Here is a 26732-nt window from a genome sequence, read left to right as displayed (position 1 = left end):
TCCTTGGGATGAGACATACTCCTCCCGACCCACATCAAATGGCGATTTTATTAACAATATTCAAGAGCAAAGCAAAATATAAATCACGACAAGGCACTAATTCAATTCGATAATTACGGAACAAAATCGCCTTTGTCAGCAGAAATTATATTGTCATAATTCAAAATCACTACCCACCACCCCCTCGCAAAGTGTAAACGCGGCGCCTGTTCAGGCCACAGCTGGTTACTTCAGGAGACCAGCCGCACGCAGCGCCTTGGCGATTACGTCCTGGACGCCTGCGGGCACGTGGCTGACAGCTTTCATGACCCCCTCTCCCAGACCGCCGATCTCGGGACGCTCCGGCTGGGCTGCAGGCTGCGTCGGCGCGATCGTTTCCAGCGCCCGCTCAGCCCCTCCATCGCCGCTCCGCTCGCCGCGCCCTTCGTCGATCTTCCAGAACCTGACGATCTCCAGGGACGAAGAAATCCCCGCCTCGAGCAAGAAGGGCCCCGCCTTGCCGACATCGCCGGCGCGCTTCATGGAAAGCGGGGCGCCATGGCCAAGGCCGCGAACGATGTTCAACTCGACGAGCGGCTCGCCCCCGGCGGACCGCCAGGTCGAGCGGGTTCCATGCGCCAGCGGCTCCACCCGATGCGGCGCGATGGGCAGCCCTTGCAGGGCGACCCACTGCTGGGCCAGGTCATGAGCGTTCTGGACATGCACGGTGCGGTCGGCGTCGCCGTGCCAGATCGACAGCCGGGGCCGGGAGCCGCCCTGGAAGGCGGGAACCAGAGCGGCGAAATCCGCGCCTGAACGAGCAGCGGGCCGGTTCATGACCTGCATCGCGCTCTGGACGTTGCGGGCCACGCCATAAGGCAGGCCCGCAATCACGGCGCCGCCCGCCAAGAGGTCGGGATAGACAGCCAGCATCACCCCCGCCATCGCCCCGCCCGCCGACAATCCCGTAACGAAGACCCGCTGCGGATCAAGATCATGAGCGTCGAGCAGATGACCGACCATCGCCGCGATGGAAGCGCCCTCTCCCTTGCCTCGCCGGATGTCGCCCGCCAGGAACCAGTTGAAGCAGCGATTGGGATTGTTGCTCTGAGCCTGCTGCGGCGCGAGGATCATGAAGCCCATGCGGTCGGCTAGGTCTAGCCAGCCGGCGCCTTCGGCGTAGGCCGCAGCAGTCTGGGTGCAGCCGTGCAGGACGACCACGAGCGGCGATCCGGACGCCAAGCCTTCGGGCCGATAGCTCAGCATCGTCAGGTGACCAGGATTGACGCCGAAATCGTCCGTGCGCTCCAGGCGCCCGATCGCGTCTGGAGCGGAAAACGAGGCGCGACGCAGGCGCGCCAGCATAGCGGTGGTGTCGCCGAGGCTCGGCATGGTGATGTCCTGAAAACAGCGAGGCGGAAAAGCCGCCGCCCAGTTCAAATGCTGCAACGCAGCAAAGGCGCCATCACGCTCGATCACGTCTTTCGGCGAAAACGGAAAAGGCGCCCCGACCACCGGGCATGCCGAGGTCGGGGCGATAGCTTCTAATACTCGCGACGGACCGGATCGGCGACGCCGCGATCCTCGGGTCGGACCACCTCGTCATCGATCAGCAGGTCGTCGCCCCGGCGCGTCGCGAACGAGCGATCCTCGCCGTAAAGGGCGCGCTCGCGACCGATCTGCTCGGCGCTATAGGGAGCCGCCAAGGGATCAAAGCCCGTCCAGCCGTCCTGGCGATAGGCCTCGCCGCGACGCGCGGCGTCCACGCCTCGCCCTTCGTCGAGAATCCGCTCGACAGCTTCAATCTCGCCGTCCTGCGCCCTGACGCTGACCAGGGCGCCGCCGCGCCGCACGCCCTCGGAATAGACGTTGGCCTCGTCATCGCTGTGACCGGCCTCCTTCAGAGCGCCGAGCAGGCCGCCCGTGGCGCCGCCGGCCGCCGCGCCGACGGCCGCTCCGACCGCCGTGGCCGCGAGCCAGCCGGCCGCGACGACGGGTCCCAGGCCGGGAATGGCCAGCATGCCGAGGCCGGCCAGCAGGCCCGCGCCGCCGCCGACCAGTCCGCCCGCGGCCGCCCCCTTGCCGGCGCCGTCGGCGACGTCGTTGTCACCGTCGCCATCGTGATCTCCCAGCGGACCGCCGGCCCTGCGCCCGTCGTCATGCCAGTTGTCGGTGTTGTCGGAGACCAGACTGATACGGTCTTCGGCGACGCCGTAGTCCTTGAGGTCCGCAATCGCGGCGAGCGCGTCGGTGTGGCTGTCGAACAGCCGGGTGATGGTCTTGCTCATGTGGTTCTTCCCAGAAAGATTGTGATTTGAGGCGAGCAAGGGCGGCCGAGCCTAGAGCTCGGTGATCGCGCCCTTGTAGTCGATGGAGACATTGACCTTGCGGCCGTCCTTGGTGGCTTTCCCCTGCCAAAGACCGTTGGCGTTCTGATTCAGAGGACCCAACTCGCTGTAGCCGGCCTTCTCAATGGCGGCCCGCGCCTGGTCGGCGGTGTAGGAACTGGCGCCCGGCGTCGGACCGGTCTCGCCGGTCGTCGGCGCGGTGTCGACCGCGGCATTGCCCGGAGCAGCCGGCGCGGAAACGGCCGGCCCCTCGACCTTCTCATGGTCGGCGCTCTTCTGGCCGCAAGCAGCCAGCAGCATCGCGGCGAGCGCGACGCCAATCGTGGTTTTCAGCATGTTCATGGATCTCCGAGAGGTCAGGGGATAAGCCTTCCCGACCAAACACGGTTGCATCACGATTATAAATTCATACCGAAGCTAGATAATTAGCTATGCCGAAAACCAAAAGAGATCGAAATAAAATTGACACGCCAATTTTGACACTAAGATATATTTAGTTCTTTCTGGAGCTCGGCAATATTGCCTTCAGACGCTGATCATCCAGGGCGGCCAGCCTCGCCGCCTCGGCGAGGGCCGACTGGAGCCTGGTCTTGAAGCCGGCGACCACATCGCCCTCGCCCTTCTGCATGGCCCGATATCCCGCCAGGGCCACGTGCGCCGGATCGGTCCTGCCGGAATGTCGTCGCCGCGCGGCGTCCAGAGGGTCGGCGTCGGCGAAGACGCCTGCATCCGTCGGGCCTGGCATCAGGCAACTCACCGTGACGCTGGTGTCCTTTAGTTCGTTGCGCAATGACCAGGCGAAACTGTCGAGGAAAGCCTTGCTGCCATTATAGACGGCCTGGAACGAGCCCGGCATGAAGGCGGCGATGGACCCCGTGATCAGAATCCTGCCTCGGTCGCGCTCGCGCATGTCCCTGGCCAGATGCTGGATCAGATAGACGGCGCCGATAACGTTGGCGTCGATCACCAGTCGCGCCTCGCTCCAGTCCTGATCCAGAAAGCCGTAGCCCAGACCACGGTCAGCATTGATCATCAGAGCGTCGACAGGACGATCGGCGACCAGCTCGACGAGTTCATCCACGCCCTGAATCGTCGAAAGGTCGACCTGCAGCGCATAGACCCGTCCTCCGTACTGGTCGAGCCCAGCCTTGGCTTCGACGATCGAGGACAGGTCCGCGACGATGACGAGGTCATAGCCGTCCTCGGCAGCCAGACGGGCCAGTTCATATCCCACGCCCGAAGCAGCGCCGGTGACGACGGCCAGCGGCCTGAGGTCATCGATCATCTGGCGACCATTCGCGGAGGAGGCTTGCGAGCAGGCGCGGGCGACGCGCCGCCCTTCAGCCAGCAAGCGACGGTTTCGTTTTTCATGAGATATCTCCCGCTCAGATAACCACCCTGTCCTCCTGGCGTTCCCCCTTTCAAACCAAACACTTGCTATGTCGGGCAATCGACATTCCACCGGAAACGCAAGGTTAGCTTCCCTCCCGGATCAACAGTCGCCACGGCGCGTTGGATGCTCGGACCATTAAGGGACGCATCATGAACGACCAGGCCGCCGACAAGCCCTTCCTCAGCGACGTGCAGACCTTGCGCGCCAGGGCGCGGGAACACCTCGAGGACGGCGCTCTGACGCCCGCCTATGGCGGCGACGTCAACAAGACCATCGAGATCCTGCAGACCGTGCTGGCCACCGAACTGGTGTGCGTGTTGCGCTACACCCTGCACTCGATCATCGCCTCGGGCATCTCAAGCCAGGGCCCCAAGGCCGAATTCGCCGAGCACGCCAAGGAAGAGCACGCGCACGCCCTGGCCGTCGCCGAGCGCATCACCCAGTTGGGCGGCACGCCGAACTTCAGTCCGGAAGGCCTGGCCACCCGTTCGGCCTCGCAATATGTCGAGGGCGAGAACCTGATCGACATGATCAAGGAGAACCTGATCGCCGAACGGATCGCCGTGGAGCACTATCGCGAGCTGATCCGCTATTTCGGCGACGACGATCCGACCACGCGGGTGATGCTGGAGGGCATCCTCGCCGTCGAGGAAGAGCATGCCGACGACATGCACGACCTCTTGGTCGCGCATGAAGGCACGCCGATGCTCGAGGATGCCTGACTTGTCCGCACAGGTCGCGCTCGCGACGTCATCGCCCCCGCTGTCGGCCGCAAAGGTGCTGGCCGCCCTTCGCAAGGCCGTTCCCGTCATTCGGTCCCGCGCCGCCGACCTGGACGCCCGTAGCGCCTTCCCCGCCGAGGACGTCGATTTCCTGGCCCAGATCGGCGCCCTTGAGGTGATGGCCGGCGACACGCCCTCCCCCCGCGAGTTGATGGAGGCGCTGCGCCTTGTCGGCCGGGCCAACCTCAGCCTGGGCCGGATCTTCGAGGGCCACGTCAACGGCGCCCGCCTGATCGCCTGGCACGGCTCGGCCGAACAGAGACGGACCCTGGACGCAGACCTGGCCGCGGGAAAGGTCCTGGGCGTCTGGAACACCGAGCCTGCGCCTGGCGTGACGATCGCCCAAGGCGGACTTCGAGGCGCCAAGTCCTACGCCACAGGCGCGGGTCACATAGACATCGCCGTGGTGACCGCCGCCACGTCGGAGGGCAAGCAGATGGTTCTGGCGCACGCCTCAGATCCGGCCCGCGCCGATCCATCGGCCTGGCGGGTGCGGGGCATGAGGGCGACGGTCAGCGGGACTTACGACCTCACCGGCCTGCCCGTGAATGCGGCGACGCGACTGGGCGCGCCAGGCGATTACGAATGCGAGCCGCGCTTCTCGGCCGGCGCATGGCGCTTTACGGCGGTGCAGCTTGGCGGGGTGGAACACGTGCTGACCCTGCTGCGCGATCACCTGGCGGCCTCGCCTGCCGGCCAGGACCCTATTCACCGCGCCCGCTTCGGCAAGGCCCTGGCGGCCGCCCGATCGGCCTATCTGTGGGTGCGCGAGGCGGCCGATCGGGCCGAGGCCCCGAACGCGGGACCCGAAACGATCAGCTTCGTCCTGATGACCCGAGGCGTCGTCGAGGAGGCCGGCCTTGCCGTTATGGAAGCGGCTGCGCGCAGCGTCGGAACGCGAGCCTTCTTCGTTGACAACCCCCTGGACCAGGCCTGCCGCGATCTGGCGCTCTATCTGCGCCAACCGGTTCCGGACCAGGCGCTGGACCGCGCGGCGGCGGCTTTCCTGGCGCAGGACGCATGGGCGGACGATCCCCTGTGGTGACGGCGCTTGGCGAACCGGCCTGGGCCGCCCTGGTCAACCAGGCCTTCAATCTTGAGGCCAAGGTGCTGGACGGCCTGTCGCCGTTCCTGATCCTGGCGCCGCATCCCGACGACGAGACGCTTGGCTGCGGCGGCCTGATCGCCCGTGCGAGCAAGCTGGGCCTGAAACCTCGCGTGGTCTACCTCACCGACGGCGAGGGGTCGCATAAGGGCTCGGCCACCTGGCCGCCGAGGCGGCTGGCTCGCGCCCGGCGGCAAGAAGCCCTGGCGGCCCTCGACATTCTTGGCGTTCCGCCCGACGACGTTCACTTCGTGGGCTGGCCGGACGGTGCGCCCCTCCCCCGCGATCAGGCCGCCTATGCCGACACGCTGCGCGACCTGCGCGAATGGTCCGACCGCTTCAAGCCGTGGAGCGTCTGGGCGCCGTGGCGTCATGAACAGCATTGCGACCATGTCGCAGCCAATCTTCTGGCTTCGGACTACATCGCCTCGATCGACACCCGCGAGCCGGTGAAGATGGAGTACCTGGTCTGGGGTTGGGCCGATCCGGACCTGGCTCACCGCCACGGGGCCAAAGGCGTCTGGGGCCTGATGTGCGGCGACGAGATCGCTCGGCGTCGACGGGCCCTGGCCTGCCACGAAACCCAGATGACGCCGCTGATCCAGGACGCCGCCGAGAGTTTCAGGGTGTCGCCCCAACTGGCGGCCCTGACCGAGCGGCCGGTCGAGATCTTTCTGGAGTGCCGCCGTTGAGGAAGACCCGCTCGCTCGAGCCCGGCTATTTCGAGGGCCTCTACGCGGCCAATCCCGACCCATGGGGTTTCGAAACCAGCGATTACGAGCGCGAGAAGTATGAAGCCACCCTCGCCGCCCTTGGCGGCGAGCAAGCCACGCGGGGCCTGGAGGTCGGCTGCTCGATCGGCGTCCTGACCCGGCGGCTGGCCGCGCGCTGCGACCACCTGCTGGCGCTCGACGTCTCGGCGACTGCGCTCAAGCAAGCCCGTCGGCGCTGCACGGACCTGGCCAATGTGCAGTTCGCCCAGCTTCAGATTCCCCAAGATGACGTCGCCGGCGCCTTCGACCTGATCGTGTTGTCGGAGGTCGCCTATTATTGGGACGACACCGATCTGGCCCTGGCGGCCAAGGCCTTTGGCGCGGCGCGCATTCCGCGCGGCCGCATCCTGCTGGTCCACTGGCTGGGCGAGACCGACTATCCCAAGACCGCCGATGAGGCCGTCGAGACCCTCCGAGCCCACCTGGGCGAGGCCATCAGCGTCGAGACGGCGCAACGCAACGCCGCCTATCGCCTTGACCTGTGGCGCTGGATCTAGCCGGCCTTCGACAGCATCAGCCGCTCGCGCCCGATCCGCACGAGGGCGCGCGCCCTGTCGACCTCGGCCGGAAGATCCGCGAAGGTCAGGGCCGGTCCGCATGTCGCCAGGCCGAGCGCGACATTGAGCGGCGGCGCCTCGTGAATGGGTTCGTCGATGGCCTGGCGTCCCCACAAGTCCAGCGTATCGGAAGTTCCTCCAACGGCGCGACCGGCCAGGCGACAGGAGGTAAAGACCTTGACGTCGATCGGATGGCGAACCCTCCCGCCGGCGGCCCGCACGGCTTCGAACAGCGCCTTGTCCTCCCCGACCGGCGGGGCGGGCGCGCCGCCGATCCGGGCGTACACGCCCAGGGTCAGGGCCATGCTGGCGCCCCCTTCATAGGAATGGTGCGGCCAAGCCTCGCCGCTCCGCCCCGCTCGCAAGGCGTCGAGGGCGGCATAGTAGCGGCGAAGCAGGGCCAGGCGCGCGCGATGCTCGCGATCCAGCCCGCGAAGCTCTGTCCCCTTCAGCCGCGCCAGCCCCGCCACCGCGTCGTAGCCGGCGTCGACATGGTCCAGCGTCCGTAACAGCCAGTCGCCGGCGACCTGGGTGTCGGCGTCGGTGGTCGCCAGCAGGTCTTCGGGCGATCTGAGAAAGGCCGAGGCGGCCTCAAGCGCCGCTCGCCTGGCGCCGCCGGCATGCGCCTGGTCCGAAGCCAACCGCATCTCGACGACCTCGACGTCTGCGCCCATCCGTCGGGCAAGCGCGGCGGTTTCGTCCGAGCAGTTGTTGGCCAGCACCACAATGCGGAGCGAGGCGATCCGTTCGTCGCGCTCCATCGCCAGCAAACGTCCAAGGCAGACCTCTATCCAGGCCGCCTCGTTCTGCGCAGGCACGGCCACCGCCACGTGTCGCCTCACGACCAGATCCATGCGCATCGCGTTCCGCTCCTTCACGTCCGGCGAAAGCGCGCGGCGGGTTGCAAACTCTTCGAAGCCAAGAAGGTTCGAACCGGGGCGTCAACGAAATAAATAAATATTTCAATCTCTTATGTCGGATTGGCGACAGCAACTTCGATGAGGCCGAGACGTTGAAGCAGCCAACTGCTCACAACCGAAAGACGTCCCATGGCCACCCCGGCTAAGACCAAGGCCAAGACGGCCGGCGCGCATTCCACGCCCCCGACCAACGCCCCGCCCCCGCGTCCGGCGGGGCCCTCGACCGAAGGCGAGACCCTGATCCTTCCCGGCGGCGAGACCCATCAGCAGGCCGACGCCCCGGCCACGCAGCTGACCACCAACCAGGGCGTACCGATCGCCGACAACCAGAACTCGCTCAAGGCCGGCGCGCGCGGTCCGGTGCTGCTGCAGGACTTCATCCTGCGCGAGAAGATCATGCACTTTGATCACGAGCGCATTCCCGAGCGCGTGGTCCACGCCCGCGGCTCGGCCGCGCATGGCTTCTTCGAATGCCTGGAGTCTTGCGCCGACGTCACCATCGCCGACTTCCTGCAGCGACCCGGCGAGCGCATCCCGGTGTTCACGCGCTTCTCGACCGTGGCCGGCAATAAGGGCTCGGCCGACCTGCCGCGCGACGTACGCGGCTTTGCGGTGAAGTTCTATACGCAGGCAGGCAACTTCGACCTCGTCGGCAACAACATGCCGGTGTTCTTCATCCAGGACGCCATCAAGTTCCCCGACCTGATCCACGCGGCCAAGCAGGACCCTGACCGCGAGTTCCCGCAGGCGGCCACAGCGCACGACACGTTCTGGGACTTCATCTCGCTGACGCCCGAGAGCATGCACATGATCATGTGGGCGATGAGCGACCGGGCCATCCCGCGCTCCTTGCGCATGATGGAGGGCTTTGGCGTCCACACCTTCCGCCTGATCAACGCCGCTGGCCAGAGCACCTTCGTCAAGTTCCACTGGCGGCCCAAGCTCGGCTCTCAATCGGTGGTCTGGGACGAGGCGCTGAAGATCAACGGCGCCGATCCCGACTTCCATCGGCGCGACCTGTGGGAGGCCATCGAGGGCAGAGACTTCCCAGAGTGGGAGTTTTGCCTGCAGACCTTCACCCAGGAACAGGCCGACGGTTTCGACTTCGACGTGCTGGACGCCACCAAGCTGATCCCCGAGGAAGATGCGCCCCTGCGCGTCGTCGGGCGCATGGTGCTGGACCGCAACCCCGACAACTTCTTCGCCGAGACCGAACAAGTGGCCTACTGCGCCGCGCACGTGGTTCCGGGCATCGACTTCACCAATGACCCCCTGCTGCAGGGGCGCCTCTTTTCCTACCAGGACACCCAGCTCAAGCGCCTGGGCGGCCCCAACTTCCACCAGATCCCGATCAACCAGCCCAAGTGCCCGTTCCACAATCTGCAGCGCGACGGCCACATGCAGATGGGCGCGCCCAAGGGCCAGGTGAACTACGAGCCCTCGACCCTGGGGCCGGACGTGGCGCGCGAGTCCCAGGAGCGCGGCTTTACGACCTTCCCCAATCCCGAGGCCGGCGAGCAGCTGCGGGTGCGGCCCGAGAGCTTTGCCGACCACTACACCCAGGCCCGATTGTTCTTCGCCAGCCAGACCAAGCCTGAGCAGGATCACATCATCGCGGCCTTGGTCTTCGAGCTCAGCAAGTGCGTCACGCCAAGGGTGCGCGAGGCGGTGCTGTCGCGCCTGATCCACATCGACGAATTCCTGGCCCAGTCGGTGGCCGAGGGCCTGGGCTTCACGGGAAAGATCGTTCCGGCCGCCGCGCCGATCCTGGCCAAGGACATGACCCCCTCGCCCATGCTCAGCCTGCTGGCCAAGGCGCAGCCCACGCTGGAAGGCCGCAAGGTCGGCGCCCTGGTCAGCGACGGGGCTGACGACAAGCTGCTGGCCAAGCTGAAGACGGCCGTCGAGGCGGCCGGCGCGCGGCTGCAGATCATCGCCCCGACCATCTATGGCGTCACGACGGCCGGTGGAGACCTACTGCCTGCCGACCACAGGATCGACGGCGGCCCTTCGGTGCTGTTCGACGCGGTGGCGATCCTGCCGTCAGACGAGGGCGGCGCGCAGCTGGCCCTGGAAGCGGCGGCCGTCAACTTCCTGCGCGACGCCTACGGCCACCTCAAGGTCATCGCCTACCTGCCCTCGGCCGGTCCCCTGTTCGCCAAGGGCGGGATCACCGAGGTGGGACCGGACGACGACGAAGGCCTGATCGATCTCGAAGCCTCCAGCGTCGACGACTTCGTCGCCACGGCTTCAACGGGCCGGGTCTGGGCCCGCGAGCCTCTCGTGCGTCCGCCTCCCAAGCCGCTGGTCGCCGATCCCGCATGAGCGATCGGCGCACATGAGCGACGAGAGGATTGACTGCCTGATCGTCGGCGGCGGGCCTGCGGGCCTGACCGCCGCGATCTATCTGGCGCGCTTCCGGCTGTCGGTGGTGGTCGTCGACGCCGGCCACAGCCGCGCCGCCCTGATCGCGCTGACCCGCAACCATGCGGGCTTTCCCGAAGGCATATCGGGCAAGGACCTGCTGGCGCGTATGCGCCGGCAGGCTGAGCTCCATGGCGCACGGATCATCCTGGGCCGGGTCGAAGAACTCGACGTCGCGCCCGAGGGCTTCGTCGTCCGCAGCTCGACCAGCGAGCTTCGGGCTGGCGCCGTATTGCTCGCGACCGGGGTGACCAATCTTCGCCCCCCGATGGACGAGACGCTTCACATGCGGGCGCTGGAGCAAGGCCGCCTGCGCTACTGCCCGGTCTGCGACGGATACGAAGTGACGGACCAACGGGTGGCGGTGATCGGCGTTGGCGCCCGCGCGGCGGGCGAGGCCGAATTCCTGCGCGCCTATACGGCGAGCGTCACGCTTATCGCTCTGGAGGCCGATGACGGCCTCGACGACAGTCAGCGCCGGCGTCTCGATGAGATCGAGGTCAGGCGCATCGCCGGCCCGGCCGGAGACTTCGCGCTGGAGGACGACAGCATCAGCCTGGCCTGCTCCAAGGGACGCCTGCGCTTCGATGCGATCTATCCTGCGCTCGGATCGGAGGTTCACTCCGACCTGGCGCACGGCCTGGGCGCGGCGGTGACGCAAGACGGCTGCATCAGGGTGGACGCCCATCAACGGACGAGCATCGACGGCCTGTACGCCGCCGGCGACGTCGTGCTGGGCCTGGACCAGATCAGCCACGCCATGGGCGAGGCCGGCGTCGCCGCCACGTCCCTGCGCAACGATCTAGCCAAGCAGGCGCCGTTCCTGCGCTGACCAGGGGAGGCTGCGGGAAACGCCCCGAAGCCCCCCTGGCCGACAGGCCTAGCGCGGATCGCGCAAATAGACGGTCCTGCTGCGGCCGCGCAGAAGCAGTCCCAATACGATGCCGGCGGCCGCCGCGATGGCCACGGCCGGAAGCGGCTTGTCCTTCACATAGGTCTCGACGGTGTCGAGGCGTTCGCGCATCCCGCCGCGCACCGTATCCAGCGCGCCCTCGAGCCGGTCGCGCACATCGTCGGTGAGCTTGCCGTAAGCGCGCTGGGCGCCGCCGGCGGCTTGGTTGAGCTTGCCCTTGATCTGGGTGGCGCTGTCGCCGGTCAATCCGCCGACGGCGTCCTGGACCCGGCCGACGCCCTGGCGGGCGACGCCTGTGACTTGATCGTCCATCGGTCTGTCCTTTGCTTGCCGCCGAACGCGGCGACAGACCAATCCGCCAACCCGCATGGGTGTTCCGGGGAATGTTCGCCGGCTTTCGACTGGCGTTCTATCTCTGCTCCCGATCGATCAGCCGGCGCTCCGCCCGGCGCGCCCGACGGTTCCTGCGCGCCAGACGCAGATATCCGCCGCAGACGAGAACGAAGCCGCCCGCGACAAGGATCAGCGCCAGTCCGATGTGATCTCGCACAGGCCAGCCATAGAAGCGCGCCGCGACGATGAAGCCCAATAGAGCGAGCGCGGCGCCGCAGACACCGGCCATAAAGGCTCCGCCAACGGGCTTTGGCGCATACGCCTCGGCCCGATCCTCAGCCAGCATCTCGCGTTCGGTCTCGTTCATTTCGTAGTCTAACATGGTCACGACGCCAGGCCCCGCGATCATCGCCTTCGCGCGAACGGAGCAGTTCCAGAATTCCCGAAAGCGACACCCGCTACGACAAGTTGGCAGCAACCATCCCTCCAGCGTGCTCATCGCCGCCCTCTGCGCATAAAGGCTCAATTGAATCCGGACGCGAACGATTTAGCGCCGGAGCTATCCTGCGCCGACCTTGAACATTGCCGAGGTCGGCGCGCAGGTTTTTAGGAAATTCCGGATTCGGTCTGGCGCGGCGTCGGTCGGCGAATGCGTTCGCCCCGCTTGCAAGGCGCCTAGCGGCAAACCGCGCCGCCAGCCAATTCATGCTGGCGCCCGCTCCACGCCGCCCGCACAGCCGGATCAACCAGGATGTCGGCGATGTTCTGAACGTCGCGGACCTCGTGGGGTCCCTTGCGCACTTCCAGCAGCGGATTGTACCGCGCCGAGCGCGGATCCGTCGGATTGAACAGCAGGCAGTGGGAGAACTTCGACCGCCAACCGGCCGTCAGCATCCAGTTCTCGCCCTTGCTGTCGTGGACCACGCAGCTGCCGGTCCACGACAGCAGGGTGGGCACGACCAGGCCCACGCCCTTGCCCGAGCGGGTCGGGGCGAAGGCCATGACGTGCTCGGGCCCGTCGTGGCGCAGGTAGCGGTCGTCGAGCTTGCCCAGGAAGACGCCCGAGGGACCCAGCAAGCCGGCCCGGGCGGCCTCGCGCCGGCTGGCCCAGCGCGAGGAGCCGAAGGTGGTGACGCGGCCGCCTTGCCGAGCCCGCCAGAGCGAGCCGGCGATGGCGCCGGCTCAGACCAGGAAGCCGCTGGCTCCCGCCAGCAGGCCGGCGCGGTCGAAGACCTGCGGCGCATAGGCCTCGTAGTGGAACCACCAGCCAAACAGCCTCCAGGGCTCGTAGAGCGGCAGGCCCAGCACGATGGCGAACGGCCGCCCCAGCGCGGCCTGGTGGCCCAGTTGGTCGGCCGTCCACTGAGTGGCGGTCCAGACGCCCAGGATCATGATCGCGAAGACCGCGAGGATCTGGCCGACTGGGTCGCGCACCTGATCGCGCGTGGTCTCCAGGTTCCCGACCAGGCCTTCGCGGCCGCCGAGATCGAGCGCGTCGGCTATGAACGACTGCGGATCTACTTTCGAAGTCGACGCGATCACACCCAGCCGGGCAAGCCTTTCAGGGCCAACACCTCCTACCGGGACATCCTGCGGATCTACGAGTGCGACCAGCGGCTCCGGGCCCTGGTGTTCGAAGCCTGCGGCACGTTCGAGCTGACCTTCCGCAACGCCATCGGCGAGGTGCTGAGCCAGAACCACGGCAGCCACCCGCACCGTGACCTCGCCGCCTTCGCCGACGCCGCCAGCCGGCGCGACGCCATGGAGCTGCTGGCCGGCGAGCTTAACCGCGCACCGCAAGGACCTCGTCGAGCGCCGACAGCAGGCGGGCCGCTTCAATCGGCTTGCCAAGGTGGCGATCGGCGCCCGCCTCGAAGCTGGCCCGCAGATGCTCTGGCAGGACATTGGCGGTGAGCATGATGATCGGGCAGGGGCGCTGTCCCAGGCGACGCTGCCGGGCGCGGATCTCGCGGGTGGCGCTCAACCCGTCCATGACCGGCATCTGCATGTCCATCAAGACCAGATCGAAATCGCCCGCGCCGAAGGCCTCCACCGCCTGACGGCCGTCACACACCGAGGTCAGCTCCGCCCCGACCTCGCCCAGGATCAGCTCGATGACCTTTCGGTTCACGGGGTGATCCTCGGCCAGCAGCACGCGCACGGCGCGCTCTCGGCAGACCTGGGGCGCGGGCGCCTCAAGCACCGGCGGGGCGTCGGGCAGGGTGAGAGCGAAGGCGAACGACGACCCCGCGCCCGGCGCGGAAACCGCCGATAGCGCCCCGCCCATGGCCCGGACGAGATCGGCGCTGATCGCCAACCCCAGTCCCGATCCGCCATAGCTACGGGTGATGGAGTCGTCGGCCTGGGCGAAACGGTCGAAGATTCGGGACTTGGCGGCCGCGTCGAAGCCGATGCCTGTATCGCACACCAGGAACCGCCATCCCTCCTCGACGGCGGCGACCTGCAGGTTCACCAAGCCCTCATGAGTGAACTTCACAGCGTTGCTCAGCAGGTTGCCCAGCACCTGGCGGAGGCGAACGGCGTCTCCGACCACCCAGCGCCCGCCCGGAGGAGCCTGGACTGTATAGGTCAGGCCCTTGGCCTCGGCCGTCGGCCGATGCAACTCGCCGACCTCGCGCGCCAGCCCCAGCAGGTCGAACGGCTCCTGAGCGATGCGCAGCGCCCCCTCCTCCGAACGCGCCAGGTCCAGGACGTCGCTGAGCAGGACCTCAAGGGTGCGCGCCGCGCCGGTCATGGCGCGCAGCAACTCGGCTTGTTCCGGGGCCAGGGCCGTGCGCGAGAGAACATCGCCCAGACCGAGGATCCCGTTCAGGGGCGTGCGTATCTCATGGCTCATATTGGCCAGGAACCGGGTCTTGGCCTCACTGGCGACGCGAGCCTGGTGCAGGGCCTCGCGATCGGAAATGTCGCGAACGATCGCGCCAACCATGGTGCGTTCATTGTCTCGCCACATCGACAGCGACAGGCTGGCGGGAAACTCCGAACCGTCGCGGCGCAGGGCTGGCACCTCGACCGCGCCGGCCAGGGTCGGCCGGCCGCCGTTGCAAAGCCGGGCAAAGCCGCGATCATGGCCAGCGCGCAGGCGTGGCGGAATGATCATCCGCAGAGCCCGGCCCAAGGCCTCGCGCGCCGGATAGCCAAAGAGCGCCTCGGCGGCGGCGTTCCAGTGCATGATGATCTGCCGCTCATCCACGATCAGCACCGCGTCGGAGGTGCCGTCGAACAGCTGCGACAGGAAGAGCTTTTCCCGCCGCGTCTCCAGGCGCTCGCCGACGATGCGCGCCAGGAGGTCGAGCTGGTGCAGTTGGCTCGCCGTGAAGAGACGAGGCGCCAGACTCGTGGCGCAGACCGTACCGACGACGTGATCCTGAACGAGGACGGGTGCGCCTGCATAGGCGCCGACATAGTCGATGTGAGAAAATTCCGGGTCGCGCCCGACATCCTCAAGGACGACGCGCGCCTTGGTCTTCACCACCCGGTCGCAGAAGGCCTGGGACCTTGGGAGGCTCTTGGCGGCGACGCCGGAGGCGGCCTTGAACCAGACCTCGTCGGCGCCGACGAAAGTCACGAAGCCGCAGTCCGAAAGGACCGCCGCCCGCGCGCTTTCGGCGATCAGGTCGAGCGCGCGCTCACGCTCGTAGTCCAGTAATCCCAGGGACTGCAGGATGGCTAGTCTCTGATCGCTGTCTTTGGCTTGACCCGTATCCAAGACGCTCCCCCTCCGCGAGCCGCTACAGTCGACCCGGAAGGTTTGCCTGGCCATTGATCCGGGCTGAGGTTGATTGTCGCAGCCTGACGCGGGCCAGGCGCGCGCCTTCGGTTCAAATCATGGAACCCAAGCCTGACCTTGGCGATTGTCCGCAGCGGTGCAGCGGCTGGCGAAGGGCGACCGATGTGACTCTCCACGATCTGGCGTTTCTTGGGACCGGCAGCGCCTTGGGCCTGCTGATGGCCGAGCGCGACTGGTCCGACAGCCCTCTGGGACCGCCCGCCGGCTGGTCGCCCAGCCTGAAGACCACGGTCGGGCTGATGTTGCCGGCCAGCGCCCAGATCGTCCTCTTCTGGGGCGAGAAGTACTGCGCCCTCTATAATGACGCCTACGCGCCGACGATCGGCGACAAGCACCCGCGCGCCCTTGGACGACCGGCCAGCGAGGGCTGGGCCGAGCTCTGGGACGATCTTGGCCCGCTGCTGGACAGCGTGCGCGAGACGCGCGCCACCTTCGAGGCCCGGGACCGTCAGTTCTACATCGAGCGGCATGGATACCCTGAGGACGTGTGGTTCGACGTTTCCTACTCGGCCGTGCTGGACGCGGACGGGTCGGTCGGCGGGGTGCTCTGCATCGTCAACGAGACGACCCAGCGGGTGCTGGCCGAGCGGCGGCACAAGACGCTCCTTGCCCTGGCTGACCGGCTCGCCCAGACCGCCGATGCGCAAGCGGCCAAGCGCGCGGCCGTCGCCTTGCTGGGCGAGACCCTGGGCGCAGCGCGGGTCGGCTATGCAGAGGTCTCGACCGACGACCAGAATCTCGCCGTCGCCTCCGACTGGACCACGCCAGGCATGTCGAGCCTTGGCGGCGAAAGCCGCCCCCTGGAGAGCTTCGGTCCGAAGATCATCGCCGCGCTGCGCGCCGGCGAAACCCTCAGACTGGACAGCCTGGCCGACGACATGCGCGCCGCGCCCCATGCCGATGGCTACGCCTCGATCGGCGTGCGGGCGATGATCGGCGTTCCCTTGGTGCGGGCCGGCCGCCTGACCGCCCTGCTCTATATCCACGAGGCCCAACCGCGGCGCTGGACCGAACACGACATCGCCTTGGCGCAGGCCGTGGCGGCCCGGACGTGGGATGCTGTGGAGCGAGCGCGGGCCGAACAGGCCCTGCATGCACTGAACGCCACGCTGGAAGCGCGCGTGGCCGAGCGTACAGCAGCGCTCGAGGAGGCGCAGGAGGCCCTTCGGCAATCGCAGAAACTGGAGGCCATGGGGCAGTTGACCGGCGGCGTGGCCCACGACTTCAACAATCTCCTGACGCCGATCTTCGCCAGCCTGGATCGACTCAAGCGCCAAGGTCTGGGCGGCGAGCGCGAGCAGCGGCTGATCGACGGCGCCCTGGCTTCGGCCGAACGCGCGCGCGACCTGCTGCAACGGCTCCTGGCCTTCGCCCGCCGTCAGCCGCTGCAGCCGAGCGCCGTGGATCTTGCCAGCCTGATCGCCAACATGGGCGCCCTGCTCGAAAGCGTCACCGGACCACAGATCCGGATCGTAACCGATGTGGAAGAGAATCTCGCGTGCGCCCATGGGGACCGCAACCAGCTGGAGATGGCGCTGCTGAACTTGGCGGTGAACGCCCGCGACGCGATGCCGGATGGCGGGACACTGCGACTTTCGGCCCGTTCGGCGAGCCAGGACCAGCCACAACCTGCAGGTATCCCTGCCAACGCCTATGTCCGCGTGTCGGTCTCCGACACCGGCCATGGCATGGACGAGGCCACGCGGGCGCGGGCGATCGAGCCGTTTTTCTCGACCAAGGGGATCGGCAAGGGCACTGGGCTGGGTCTTTCAATGGTCCATGGCCTGGCCGCGCAACTGGGCGGCGTCCTGACCATCGCCAGCGCGCCGGGCGCGGGCTCCACCTTCGAGCTGTGGCTCCCGGTGAGCCGCCAAGCGCTCGCCCTTACTCACGCGCCATCGGTCAAGCCGGCCAAACACGCCGGGGTGGCCCTCTTGGTCGACGACGAACCTCTGGTCCGGGCCTCAAGCGCCGACCAGCTCACCGAGCTTGGTTATCTGGTCATCGAGGCCGGTGAGGCCGAAGCGGCCCTGGCCCTGCTCGACGACGGGCTCTGCCCCGACGTCATCGTCACCGACCACCTGATGCCCGGCATGTCCGGCGCGGAGTTCTGTCGCCGGGTTCGCGCCCGTTGGCCGGGCCGGGCGGTGCTGATCACCTCGGGCTATGCGGATGTCGAGGACCTGGCGCCGGACCTGCCGCGCTTGGTCAAGCCTTTCCGTCACGAGGACCTGGCCTCGGCTGTCGCCGCCGTGCGGCGGCTGGAAGCGATGTCCTAGGCTCGCCGCTCCGGCAGAGAACATGAAAACTCCCCGGGCCACGGCCCGGGGACTTCATGCAGGCCGCGCGTCCCTAGAGAGCGCGTCGTCCGGCGATCATGTGGTAGATCAACAGGACCACGACCGCGCCGATCGTCGCCACCAGAAGGCTGTAGAGGTTGAAGCCGGTGACGCCGGCGCTGCCGAACTGGTTGAACAGGAAGCCGCCGACGACCGCGCCGACGATGCCAAGAACCAGGTCGAGAACCAAGCCGCCGCCACTGCGGCTGACCAGCATGCTGGCGATGAAGCCGGCGATCAGGCCCAGAACGATCCAGGCGAGAATGGACATGAGATCCTCCAGGATTGAGAGCCGCTAACGGGCCGATGCCTTAATAGCCCTCGCCGCCACGCATCGTTCCCCACGCCCCTCCTCAAAGTCGCACGACGCCTTCTTCCTGCAGGGCTCGGCATGGGAGCGTCAGGACCACCTCCGCGCCGGGCGAGGCCCCGGCGGCGGAGCATCCCGCCCAGCTGCTGACCAGCGCTCCAACAACGATGCGCGCACCGCCGCCGGCCTTGCGGCCGGCTGGCTGCCGCCCCCCATCGTCGCGGCCCCTGAACACCAGGCTGTCCTGGTCGGCCAAGAAGCTCACCGGATGTCGCCGACACGATCTTCCGGGAAGGCGTGATAGCCGACATTAGACAGCTGCCGAACTTGCGACCTTGGACACACGCGCTCAAAACACTGCTTGGTGGTCTGTCCGCCAAAGGCCTCGGGCGCGACCACGCTGCTCGATGGGGCCCACGGCCGCCGAGCGTCGGCTTGGCGAGATCCAAGCCGGCCGATCGCTTGCGAAAAGCCGTTGCCTGTCACGCCATCAGCTGGGCGGCGCTGAGCCAAGCCGACTGCTGGTCGTCAGGCCCGCAGCAGCGCGTTTATGATGCGCCCCCCCTGCGAGGAAGCGCGCCCAGAGCGATCTCTTTCGACGCCGCGGACATGAGGCATCCTGGACAAGACTGAGATCTGCGACAGCCTGGCCGTCACGAAGCTACCGGCGCGACCGCTCCGGCCGGGGCGACGATCCCGCCCCTCCGTCGGGTCTCCCCCGATTGGTCAGCGGAAAGGCGTGAGCATCACGATTGCCCGCCCGTGAGCGGATTGGGCGCCCAGCCTCCATGGCGACCGCTCAGGCGCTCCAGTTCCTGCTGCATGCGCAGGACCTGACCGCCAAGGCTGGTGACGTCGTTCTGCAATTGGGCGTTCCGTTGCTTAAGATAGGCGTTCTCGCGACGCATCGCCTGGGCGTCTTCGTCGGTCATGAACGTGGTCCTTCTGGAACAGATAGCGGTTTCATGCGGATGGTCGCGTGCAGCAAGTCGACACGCTCGGGATAAAGACCGGGCGCCAGGAGCTCCTTTTGCGCGCCCTCGCGGACTTCACCCGTGTGACGATCGCCGAGGAAGCAGGCCCCGGCCCGAACCAACGCAACGAGATCCGGCGAACCCGACGATCGCCAAGCAGGCGCTCCACCGCGTCGTTGAACGGCTTCACACGAGCGTGCGGATTGGATTTGTGGGGCGGACATGACGTCCTTTCGGGGCCGATGAGCCCGCGTGGCGCCTAGCACGGGCATGATAGCGCGATCCGGAAGGAATGGCTCCACAATTGGCGCAATCATTTCGCCAGGCAGGATTGAAACCAGCCGTGCTGGAGCCCCTCAAACGAGGCGCAATCATTTCCCTGGGAAACCGGCGTTCATGCTAATGTCGTCTCGAGGCGCGCAGTCACGCCATCGGGTCGGTTCGCCAGACCTCGAAACGCCAAGGTCTCGACGCGCCGGCTACCATCACCATCGCAATCGTCGCCACGGAGCTTTTTGCTCCGCCGGCTCGTCTCGCCCTCATCTTCACCGAAAGGAACGTCTCTTGTCCAAAGGCAACCGAGAAGTCCGCAAACCCAAGGCGATCAAGCCCACGCTGACCGCCGCCGCGCCCCCCGCCCCTTCGCCGGTCAGCGCGCCCCGAAAGAAATGACCCTCCGCCGTGAAGGCGGCGCGCCAAGAAAGGCGACAAGATGAAAACCTATCCCGGAACGCGCCCGTCCCCGCCAAAGGGCTTAAACGATCCGCGCTCGACCGCGAGCCAAAGCGCCAGACCGCGGCCGATTGATCCCGACGCCCTGCGCGGCGCCAAGCCCTGATCGCCCTGACGTCTCATCGGGGTCGGAGCGGCTGCAACCGGATCATGCACGCATGAGCCGCTACTTCTGCTACATCCACACGCAAGCGTCGATGGCGCCGCAACTACATGTCCTGGTCAGCGAGCCTGGCGAGCAGCTCGCCGCCGCGGTGAGGGAAGAAATCCGCAGTTGGCCCGCCTACACCGCGGTTGAGATCTACGACGAGAACGATCGGGCGATCCTCAGATTCACGAGGACCGCGATGCTCGTCCCTAGCTAGGCAAGCATGGATTGCAGCTTGGACGGGGCGGCCCTGCCTTCCCCTCTTGGCCAATCGCCAAATCCGCATCGTGGGCGCTAAACACCTGGGACGGGACGTGGCTCACACCCGGGAGCCGACCATCACCGCTTAAGTCCGCGGGGCCCGATTGCGCCATTTGAGTTCGCGGGCAGCAGCGAAATTTCCTGAGTGTCAGGCCATGGGGCGAGGGACAGACCCAAGGTGGTGCGGCGGCAGGCTAACCCGCGCTCGTCCCTCCTGCTTCACGCCAGCCGCCGCCCAAGGCTCGAAACGAACGAACCGAGGCGCGGGCCGCTTCCGCCCGGGCCTGGATCCTGGCGTCGCGAATGGACAGCAGCCGCGCATCGGCGTCAAGAACTTCGGTCAGACTGACGACGCCGGCGTCGTAGGCTGCCGCGGAAGCGTCCCTGGCCTGGATCAACGACACCTCGCCCTCCGCCAGGATCCGCTCTTGATCCTCGCGCTTGACCAGGCTGGAAAACGCGTTCTCCACGTCCTCGGTCGCGCGCAGCACGGATTGCCGGTAGGTCGCGAGCGCCTCGGCCTTGCGGCCACGCGCGGCGCTGACCTCGGCCTGGACTCGGCCAAAGTCGAAAAGCCGCCAGCGAAGACCCAAAACGCCCTGTGCCTGGGAGGCGGGGCGCTCGAGGATGGTGCTGCTGCTGGTGGTGGCCGTGCCGACCAGACCGCTCAGGGAAAACTTCGGAAAATATTGTGACAGGGCCGATCCGACCTGCGCATTGCTCGCCCGAAGTCGCTGCTCGGCCACGACAAGGTCGGGACGCCGTCGTAGCAGTTCGGCCGGACCGCCGGCCTCGGCCAGGCCCGGAGCGGCCGGGATCGGGGCCGCCACGGCCAGCTCGGCGCGATAGGTCCCAGGCTGCGCGCCCAGCAGCACGTCCATGGCGTTGAGCGCCGCGTCGAGGCCTTCCTCCAGGACGGGGATATTGGCCTTGGTCTGTTTCAGGGCGCTGAGCGCCTGCTGGAGCTGGAGTTCGGCCGCGACACCCTGGGCGCGCTGCAGACGGACCGTCTCGACCAACCGGCCTTGCGTCTCTACCTGTTGGCGGGCGACGACCAACCTGGCCTGCAGGCCGCGGACCAGCATGTAGGTGTCGGCGGCCTGGGCGGCGACCGCCAGGCGCGCGGCGGCGACGCCGGCCCGCGCGCCCTCATATTGAGCGCGGGCCGCCTCCTGATCACGACGCGAGCCGCCGAAGACGTCCAGCTCCCAGCCCGCGACGACATTGGCTTCGTACAGCGCGCCGTTGCGATCGAAGTTGGGCGTGGCGGCCAGCAAGCGCCCGGTCGGGGTCTGGGTCGAAGCGTGGGCCTGGGCGGCGCTGGCCTCGACCGAGGCCGACGGCAGCAAGGCGGCGGTCGCCGCCCCCAGCCCCGCCCTCACCTGGGTCACGCGGGCCGCGGCCTGGGCCAGGTCGAGATTTTGGGTCAGGGCGCGATCGACCATCTTGTCGAGGACTGGATCCTTGAAGCCGCGCCACCAGCTGTCGACTGGCGCGGGCGCCGCCTGGCGGGCGGCAACCGCGGCCTCGCCCATGAAGGCCCGCGGGGCGGCGATCGTCGGCGCGACATAACTGGGCCCCACTGCGCAACCGCCAAGAGCGGCGACGCCGGCGACCGCTGGAAGGGACTGAAGAAAGACGGAGCGCATGGCAAACTTTCTGGACGTGGCGAACCAAATGTGACCAAAGTCCAATACGGTCACTCGTTTGTCAACCTCGATGACCGATGATAGCTTGCCAGCCATGAGCATCCTCGATCCTTCTTCTTCCGCAGACGGCCAGCGTGGTCCCGTCGAGCACGGCATCCGAGACCAGATCGTCGACGCGGCCGAGGCGCATTTCAGCCGCTACGGCTATGGCAAGACCACGGTTGCGGACCTGGCCAAGGCGATCGGCTTCTCCAAGGCCTACATCTACAAGTTCTTTGATTCCAAGCAGGCGATCGGCCAGGCGATCTGCGTTCAATGCCTGGACAAGGTGCTTGCAGCGGGCGAGACCGGCGTGGCCGAAGGCAAGACCGCTTCCGATAAATTGCGCCGCTTTTTCAATGGCATAACAAGCAAGAGCGCCGAGCTGTTTTTCCAGGACAAGCTGCTCTACGACATCGCCGCCCATTCGGCCGAAGAACGCTGGCCCTCGGTGATCGCCTATCTGGCGCGGGCCGAAGCCATCCTTCGCGGCATCATCCTGCTGGGCCGCGAGACCGGCGAGTTCGAACGCAAGACGCCGATCGACGAGATCTGCGAAGCGATCTTGCTGGTCATGCAGAGCTTCATGAACCCGCTGATGCTCAAGCACAATCTGGACGACTTGCCAGAAGCGCCGACCAAGGCCGTCAATCTGGTGCTTCGCAGTCTCGCGCCTTGAGCAGAAAAGTGACTAGTTGACAATTTGGTCACTCGCCGCCAGCTTGGGAGCCTTCCGTCAAGGCAGGATCCTTAAGCCATGTCGTCTCGCCCCCTCGCCGCCGTCCTGCTCCTGGGCGGTCTAGCGCCCCTGGCCGCCTGTGGCGGCAAGGCCGACGCCAACGATCCGCGCACCCAGGCTCCGATCGTCCGCGCAGCCGTCGCGGGGACGGCCGCTACTGGAGAGCGCCGGTTCAGCGGCGTCGTCTCGGCCCGCGTCCAGAGCGACCTGGGCTTTCGGGTCGCCGGCAAGGTGGTCGCCCGCCTAGTCGACGCCGGCCAAACGGTGCGCCTGGGCCAACCGCTGATGCGCATCGACGCGGCCGACTACGCTCTGGCCGTCACGGCCCAGCACGAACTAGTGGAGGCCGCCCGCGTCCGCGCCGAGCAGGCCGCGTCTGAGGAGCGACGCTATCGCGGTCTTGTTGCGGCCGGCGCGGTTTCCACCCTCGTCTACGACCAGGCCAAAGCCGCCGCCGACGCGGCCCAAGCGCAGTTGGCGGCGACCCAGGCCCAGGCCCGCGTCTCGCGCAACACCGCCGGCTACGCGGTCCTGACCGCCGACGCAGACGGCGTGGTAATGGAAACCCTTGCCGAGCCCGGACAGGTGGTGGCGGCCGGCCAGCCCGTCGTGCGCCTAGCCCATGCCGGCCCGCGCGAGGCCGCCATCGCCCTGCCCGAGACCGTTCGCCCCGCGCTCGGCTCGACGGCGGACGCCTACGCCTTCACCGGCGCCAAGGCCGGCCAGGCGCGGCTTCGCCAGCTTTCCGATGCGGCCGACCCCCACACCCGCACTTATGAGGCCAGGTATGTGCTGAGCGGCCCGGCCGCCCGGGCCCCGCTGGGCTCAACCATGGTCGTGGTCCTGCCGGGCCAGGCCGGCGGCGAAGCGGCCCGCGGCGTCGAAGCGCCGATCGGCGCCCTCCATGACGCCGGCAAGGGTCCGGGCGTGTGGGTCATCGACCCGCGCACCTCAACCGTCCACTGGCGCGCCGTGCAGGTTGCGTCGCTGGGGAGCGAGACGGTGACGATCTCCGGCGGTCTTTCTGGCGGCGACCGGTTCGTGGCCTTGGGCGCGCACATGCTCCACCAGGGCCAGCGCGTGCGCGTCCAGACCGGAGCGGCGCAATGACCCTCAATCTCTCCGCCCTGGCGGTGCGCGAGCGATCGATCACCCTCTTCCTGATCATCGCCATGACCTTCGCCGGCGCCTTCGCCTTCCTGAAGCTGGGACGCGCCGAGGACCCGAGCTTCTCGATCAAGGTCATGACCATCGTCAGCGCCTGGCCTGGCGCCACGGCCCAGGAGATGCAGGACCAGGTGGCCGAGCCGCTGGAAAAGCGGATGCAGGAGCTGAAGTGGTACGACCGGTCGGAGACCTTCACGCGGCCCGGCCTGGCCTTCACCACCCTGACCCTGAAGGATCAGATCCCGGCCAAGGAGGTCCCAGAGCAGTTCTACCAGACCCGCAAGAAGATGGCCGACGAGGCCGCCAACCTGCCGCGCGGCGTGCTGGGTCCGTTCGTCAACGACGAGTACGGCGACGTGACCTTCGCGCTCTATGCGCTCAAGGCCAGGGGCGAGCCGCAGCGCCTGCTGGCGCGCCAGGCCGAGATCCTGCGCCAGCGCCTGTTGCACGTGCCTGGCGTCAAGAAGGTCCAGATCATCGGCGAGCAGCCGCAGAAGATCTTCGTGGAGTTCAGCCAGGCGCGCATTGCGACGCTGGGCGTCAGCCCGCGCGACCTTTTCGCCGCGCTGAATGATCGCAACCTGGTCACCCCCGCCGGGGCGATCGAGACCCAAGGTCCCCAGGTGCAGATCCGCCTCGACGGCGCGATCGACAGCCTGGAGACGATCAAGGAGACGCCGATCGTGGTCGGCGGCCGCACGCTCAAGCTTGGCGACATCGCCGAGGTCAAGCGCGGCTACGAAGACCCCGCCACCTTCATGATCCGCAGCAGCGGCGAGCCGGCTATCGTGCTGGGCGTGGTGATGAAGGACCGCTTCAACGGACTGGAGCTGGGCAAGAACCTCGACAGGGAAGCCAAGGCCATCTCGGCCGAGATGCCGCTGGGCATGAACTTCGACAAGATCACCGACCAGTCGGTGAACATCGTCGAGGCCTATGACGAGTTCATGCTGAAGTTTTTCGTGGCCCTGGCCGTGGTCATCGTCGTCAGCCTGATCAGCCTGGGCTTCAGGGTCGGGGTGGTGGTGGCCATGGCCGTGCCGCTGACCCTGGCAGGCGTCTTCGTGATCATGCTGGTCACCGGCCGCGATTTCGACCGCATCACCCTGGGCGCGCTGATCCTGTCGCTAGGTCTGCTGGTCGATGACGCCATCATCATCATCGAGACGATCGTGGTGAAGATGGAGGAGGGCAAGGACCGGATCTCGGCGGCGACCTATGCCTGGGGTCATACGGCCGCCCCGATGCTGGCCGGCACCCTGGTGACGATCATCGGCCTGATGCCTGTGGGCTTCGCCAAGTCCACGGCCGGCGAATACGCCGGCAACATCTTCTGGGTGGTGGCCTTCGCCCTGATCACTTCCTGGTTCGTGGCGGTGATCTTCACGCCCTATCTGGGCGTCTTGATGATCCCCAAGATCAAGCCGATCGAGGGCGGGCACGCGGCGATCTACGACACGCCGCGCTATCGCAAGCTGCGCAAGATGGTCACCTGGACGGTGGATAACCGCTTCAAGGTTGCGGCCGGCGTCGGCGTGGCCATGGTGGCCGCCGTCCTGATGATGGGCGGGATCAAGCAGCAGTTCTTCCCGATTTCCGACCGGCCGGAGGTGCTGATCGAGGTGCAGATGCCCGAGGGGCAGAGCATCGGTTCGACCAGCCAGGCCGTGGCGAAGGTCGAGGCGTGGCTGGCCAAACAGCCCGAGGCCAAGATCGTCACCAGCTATATCGGCCAGGGCGCGCCGCGCTTCTTCCTGGCCATCTCGCCCGAGCTGCCCGATCCGTCTTTCGCCAAGATCGTGGTGCTGACGCCCGATGAAAAGGCGCGCGACGCCCTCAAGAAGCGCGTGCGCCAGTTCGCGGCCGCCGGCTCGGTTCCGGGCGCCAGGATCCGCGCCACCCAGATCGTGTTCGGCCCGCCCTCGCCTTTCCCGGTGGCCTTCAGGGTCATGGGTCCCGACGCCGATCGCGTTCGCGACATCGCCGAGGAGGTCAAGGGCGTGATGCTGCGCAACGCAGGCATGCGCCAGGTCAACACCGACTGGGGCGAGCGCGCGCCGACCGTGCATTTCGTGCTCGACCAGGATCGGCTGCGCGCCTTTGGCCTCAGCTCCGCCGACGCCTCCCAGCAGCTGCAGTTCCTGCTGACGGGGGTACCGGTCACCCAGGTTCGCGAGGACATCCGCTCGGTCGAAGTGGTCGCGCGCACCACCGGCCAGGAGCGGCTCGATCCGGCCAAGCTCGGCGCCTTCACCCTGGTGGGCGCGGCGGGCGAGCGCATCCCGCTCGACCAGATCGGCAAGGCCGAGATCCGCATGGAGGACCCCATCCTGCGCCGTCGCGATCGCCTGACGACGATCACCGTTCGCGGCGACATCGACGAGACCTTGCAGCCGCCGGACGTCTCGACCCAGGTTCAAAAGTCGCTGCAGCCGATCATCAAGGCGCTGCCGGCCGGCTACCGGATCGAGATGGGCGGTTCGATCGAGGAGGCGGGCAAGGCCAATGTCGCCCTGGCCGCGGTCTTCCCGCTGATGTTCATCCTGATGATGGTGGTGATCATCTTCCAGGTTCGCTCGCTGTCGGCGATGTGGATGGTGCTGCTGACCGCGCCGCTGGCCCTGGTGGGGGTGGCGCCCACCCTGCTGATCTTCAACCAGCCGTTCGGCTTCAACGCGATCCTGGGCCTGATCGCCCTGGCCGGCATCATCATGCGCAACAGCCTGATCCTGATCGGCCAGATCCAGATAAACCAGGAAGAGGGCCTGGATCCTTTCCACGCTGTCGTCGAGGCCACCGTCCAGCGCGCAAGGCCGGTCATCCTGACCGCGCTTGCGGCGGTGTTCGCCTTCATCCCGCTGACCCTGTCGGTGTTCTGGTCGTCGATGGCCTACACCCTGATCGGGGGCACCATCGGCGGCACCATCCTGACGCTCGTCTTTCTGCCGCCGCTCTACGCCATGTGGTTTCGGATAAAGGCCCCCCGCAGCGACGCGGCTTCCACCAACGCCCCCGAGCCGCTGGCGACATGACAAT

25 protein-coding genes and 1 pseudogene are annotated in these 26732 nt (G+C 67.3%); 13 read left to right on the top strand and 13 right to left on the bottom strand.

Features of this window, described 5'->3' with window-relative positions; genetic code table 11:
• Window positions 1–225: 225 nt before the first annotated feature.
• The 4 genes from DDF62_RS16260 to DDF62_RS16245 form a co-directional block, all read right to left on the bottom strand.
• The gene (locus DDF62_RS16260) at window positions 226–1458 is read right to left on the bottom strand and encodes an extracellular catalytic domain type 1 short-chain-length polyhydroxyalkanoate depolymerase (protein WP_116490060.1); all 1233 of its coding nucleotides are present in this window, start codon (window positions 1456–1458) and stop codon (window positions 226–228) included.
• Between the two features lie 65 nt (window positions 1459–1523).
• Window positions 1524–2267 (bottom strand): hypothetical protein, encoded by a 744-nt coding sequence (locus tag DDF62_RS16255; protein WP_116490059.1) that lies wholly within the window; start codon window positions 2265–2267, stop codon window positions 1524–1526.
• Window positions 2268–2318: 51 nt separating this feature from the next.
• Complete coding sequence (locus DDF62_RS16250) at window positions 2319–2669, bottom strand: hypothetical protein (protein ID WP_244286843.1); 351 nt, start codon at window positions 2667–2669, stop codon at window positions 2319–2321.
• Window positions 2670–2820: 151 nt separating this feature from the next.
• Window positions 2821–3612 (bottom strand): SDR family NAD(P)-dependent oxidoreductase, encoded by a 792-nt coding sequence (locus DDF62_RS16245; protein WP_116490058.1) that lies wholly within the window; start codon window positions 3610–3612, stop codon window positions 2821–2823.
• A gap of 257 nt (window positions 3613–3869) precedes the next feature.
• On the opposite strand from DDF62_RS16245, the gene DDF62_RS16240 reads away from it, so the two are divergent.
• The 4 genes from DDF62_RS16240 to DDF62_RS16225 are packed head-to-tail and all read left to right on the top strand — an operon-like array spanning window position 3870 to window position 6877.
• Window positions 3870–4442, top strand: a complete 573-nt coding sequence (locus DDF62_RS16240; protein WP_101717139.1) for a ferritin-like domain-containing protein — start codon at window positions 3870–3872, stop codon at window positions 4440–4442.
• Window position 4443: 1 nt separating this feature from the next.
• Entirely contained in the window at window positions 4444–5547 is a 1104-nt protein-coding gene (locus tag DDF62_RS16235) for an acyl-CoA dehydrogenase family protein (RefSeq protein WP_208866885.1), read from the top strand.
• A complete protein-coding gene (locus tag DDF62_RS16230) occupies window positions 5523–6299 on the top strand; it encodes a PIG-L deacetylase family protein (RefSeq protein WP_116490057.1) in 777 nt (258 codons plus the stop codon). Before DDF62_RS16235 ends, DDF62_RS16230 begins: the two co-directional genes overlap by 25 nt.
• A complete protein-coding gene (locus DDF62_RS16225; protein WP_116490147.1) occupies window positions 6296–6877 on the top strand; it encodes an SAM-dependent methyltransferase in 582 nt (193 codons plus the stop codon). The genes DDF62_RS16230 and DDF62_RS16225 overlap by 4 nt, the downstream gene beginning before the upstream one ends.
• On the opposite strand, the gene DDF62_RS16220 is transcribed toward DDF62_RS16225, so the two are convergent.
• The gene (locus tag DDF62_RS16220; protein ID WP_116566298.1) at window positions 6874–7797 is read right to left on the bottom strand and encodes a glycosyltransferase; all 924 of its coding nucleotides are present in this window, start codon (window positions 7795–7797) and stop codon (window positions 6874–6876) included. The genes DDF62_RS16225 and DDF62_RS16220 overlap by 4 nt on opposite strands.
• A 189-nt stretch (window positions 7798–7986) precedes the next feature.
• Between DDF62_RS16220 and DDF62_RS16215 the strand changes: the two genes are divergently transcribed.
• Together DDF62_RS16215 and DDF62_RS16210 are read left to right on the top strand one after the other, a co-directional pair.
• Window positions 7987–10182, top strand: a complete 2196-nt coding sequence (locus DDF62_RS16215) for a catalase (RefSeq protein ID WP_116490055.1) — start codon at window positions 7987–7989, stop codon at window positions 10180–10182.
• Window positions 10183–10195: 13 nt separating this feature from the next.
• Entirely contained in the window at window positions 10196–11113 is a 918-nt protein-coding gene (locus DDF62_RS16210; RefSeq protein WP_116490054.1) for an NAD(P)/FAD-dependent oxidoreductase, read from the top strand.
• 48 nt (window positions 11114–11161) lie between these two features.
• Here DDF62_RS16210 and DDF62_RS16205 read toward each other — a convergent pair whose 3' ends face one another.
• The 3 genes from DDF62_RS16205 to DDF62_RS26690 form a co-directional block, all read right to left on the bottom strand.
• Entirely contained in the window at window positions 11162–11506 is a 345-nt protein-coding gene (locus tag DDF62_RS16205; RefSeq protein ID WP_116490053.1) for a CsbD family protein, read from the bottom strand.
• Between the two features lie 97 nt (window positions 11507–11603).
• Window positions 11604–12026, bottom strand: a complete 423-nt coding sequence (locus DDF62_RS16200; protein ID WP_133244938.1) for a hypothetical protein — start codon at window positions 12024–12026, stop codon at window positions 11604–11606.
• Window positions 12027–12202: 176 nt separating this feature from the next.
• Window positions 12203–12604, bottom strand: coding sequence for a type IV secretory system conjugative DNA transfer family protein (locus DDF62_RS26690; RefSeq protein ID WP_425267057.1), 402 nt, complete (start codon window positions 12602–12604; stop codon window positions 12203–12205).
• Between DDF62_RS26690 and DDF62_RS26685 the strand changes: the two are divergent.
• Window positions 12533–13222 (top strand): annotated as a pseudogene (locus tag DDF62_RS26685) (Abi family protein); the annotation flags it as partial. The gene DDF62_RS26690 and the pseudogene DDF62_RS26685 overlap by 72 nt on opposite strands.
• Before the next feature lie 88 nt (window positions 13223–13310).
• On the opposite strand, the gene DDF62_RS16185 reads toward DDF62_RS26685, so the two are convergent.
• Window positions 13311–15257 (bottom strand): hybrid sensor histidine kinase/response regulator, encoded by a 1947-nt coding sequence (locus tag DDF62_RS16185; RefSeq protein ID WP_165828771.1) that lies wholly within the window; start codon window positions 15255–15257, stop codon window positions 13311–13313.
• A gap of 185 nt (window positions 15258–15442) precedes the next feature.
• On the opposite strand from DDF62_RS16185, the gene DDF62_RS16180 reads away from it, so the two are divergent.
• Window positions 15443–17617 carry a hybrid sensor histidine kinase/response regulator gene (locus DDF62_RS16180; protein ID WP_208866884.1) on the top strand — a complete coding sequence of 725 codons (2175 nt, stop codon included), beginning with the start codon at window positions 15443–15445 and terminating at the stop codon, window positions 17615–17617.
• A gap of 73 nt (window positions 17618–17690) precedes the next feature.
• On the opposite strand, the gene DDF62_RS16175 is transcribed toward DDF62_RS16180, so the two are convergent.
• The 3 genes from DDF62_RS16175 to DDF62_RS16165 all read right to left on the bottom strand — a co-directional run bounded on the left by DDF62_RS16175 (window position 17691) and on the right by DDF62_RS16165 (window position 18919).
• Window positions 17691–17948: a GlsB/YeaQ/YmgE family stress response membrane protein gene (locus DDF62_RS16175; protein WP_116490050.1), complete on the bottom strand. Its 258-nt coding sequence runs from the start codon at window positions 17946–17948 to the stop codon at window positions 17691–17693.
• A gap of 82 nt (window positions 17949–18030) precedes the next feature.
• Window positions 18031–18252 (bottom strand): hypothetical protein, encoded by a 222-nt coding sequence (locus tag DDF62_RS16170; protein WP_116490049.1) that lies wholly within the window; start codon window positions 18250–18252, stop codon window positions 18031–18033.
• 481 nt (window positions 18253–18733) lie between these two features.
• On the bottom strand, window positions 18734–18919 hold the full coding sequence (locus DDF62_RS16165; RefSeq protein ID WP_116490048.1) for a coiled-coil domain-containing protein: 186 nt from the start codon (window positions 18917–18919) through the stop codon (window positions 18734–18736).
• Between the two features lie 754 nt (window positions 18920–19673).
• Here DDF62_RS16165 and DDF62_RS16160 point away from each other — a divergent pair.
• Window positions 19674–19799, top strand: coding sequence for a hypothetical protein (locus DDF62_RS16160; RefSeq protein WP_116490047.1), 126 nt, complete (start codon window positions 19674–19676; stop codon window positions 19797–19799).
• Between the two features lie 52 nt (window positions 19800–19851).
• A complete protein-coding gene (locus DDF62_RS16155) occupies window positions 19852–20058 on the top strand; it encodes a hypothetical protein (protein WP_116490046.1) in 207 nt (68 codons plus the stop codon).
• 238 nt (window positions 20059–20296) lie between these two features.
• Here DDF62_RS16155 and DDF62_RS16150 read toward each other — a convergent pair whose 3' ends face one another.
• Window positions 20297–21751: an efflux transporter outer membrane subunit gene (locus DDF62_RS16150; protein WP_116490045.1), complete on the bottom strand. Its 1455-nt coding sequence runs from the start codon at window positions 21749–21751 to the stop codon at window positions 20297–20299.
• A 94-nt stretch (window positions 21752–21845) separates the two neighbouring features.
• Here DDF62_RS16150 and DDF62_RS16145 point away from each other — a divergent pair, with 94 nt between their 5' ends.
• From DDF62_RS16145 to DDF62_RS16135, 3 genes are all read left to right on the top strand, one after another.
• Window positions 21846–22469 (top strand): TetR/AcrR family transcriptional regulator, encoded by a 624-nt coding sequence (locus DDF62_RS16145; RefSeq protein ID WP_116490044.1) that lies wholly within the window; start codon window positions 21846–21848, stop codon window positions 22467–22469.
• A 78-nt stretch (window positions 22470–22547) separates the two neighbouring features.
• Window positions 22548–23639 carry an efflux RND transporter periplasmic adaptor subunit gene (locus DDF62_RS16140; RefSeq protein WP_116490043.1) on the top strand — a complete coding sequence of 364 codons (1092 nt, stop codon included), beginning with the start codon at window positions 22548–22550 and terminating at the stop codon, window positions 23637–23639.
• A complete protein-coding gene (locus DDF62_RS16135; protein ID WP_116490042.1) occupies window positions 23636–26728 on the top strand; it encodes an efflux RND transporter permease subunit in 3093 nt (1030 codons plus the stop codon). Before DDF62_RS16140 ends, DDF62_RS16135 begins: the two co-directional genes overlap by 4 nt.
• Window positions 26729–26732: the final 4 nt, after the last annotated feature.

It is taken from the genome of Caulobacter radicis (assembly GCF_003094615.1).
Lineage (GTDB): Bacteria > Pseudomonadota > Alphaproteobacteria > Caulobacterales > Caulobacteraceae > Caulobacter > Caulobacter radicis.
The sequence above is the reverse complement of the archived record's forward strand: the minus strand, read 5'-3'. Positions and strand labels throughout refer to the sequence as shown.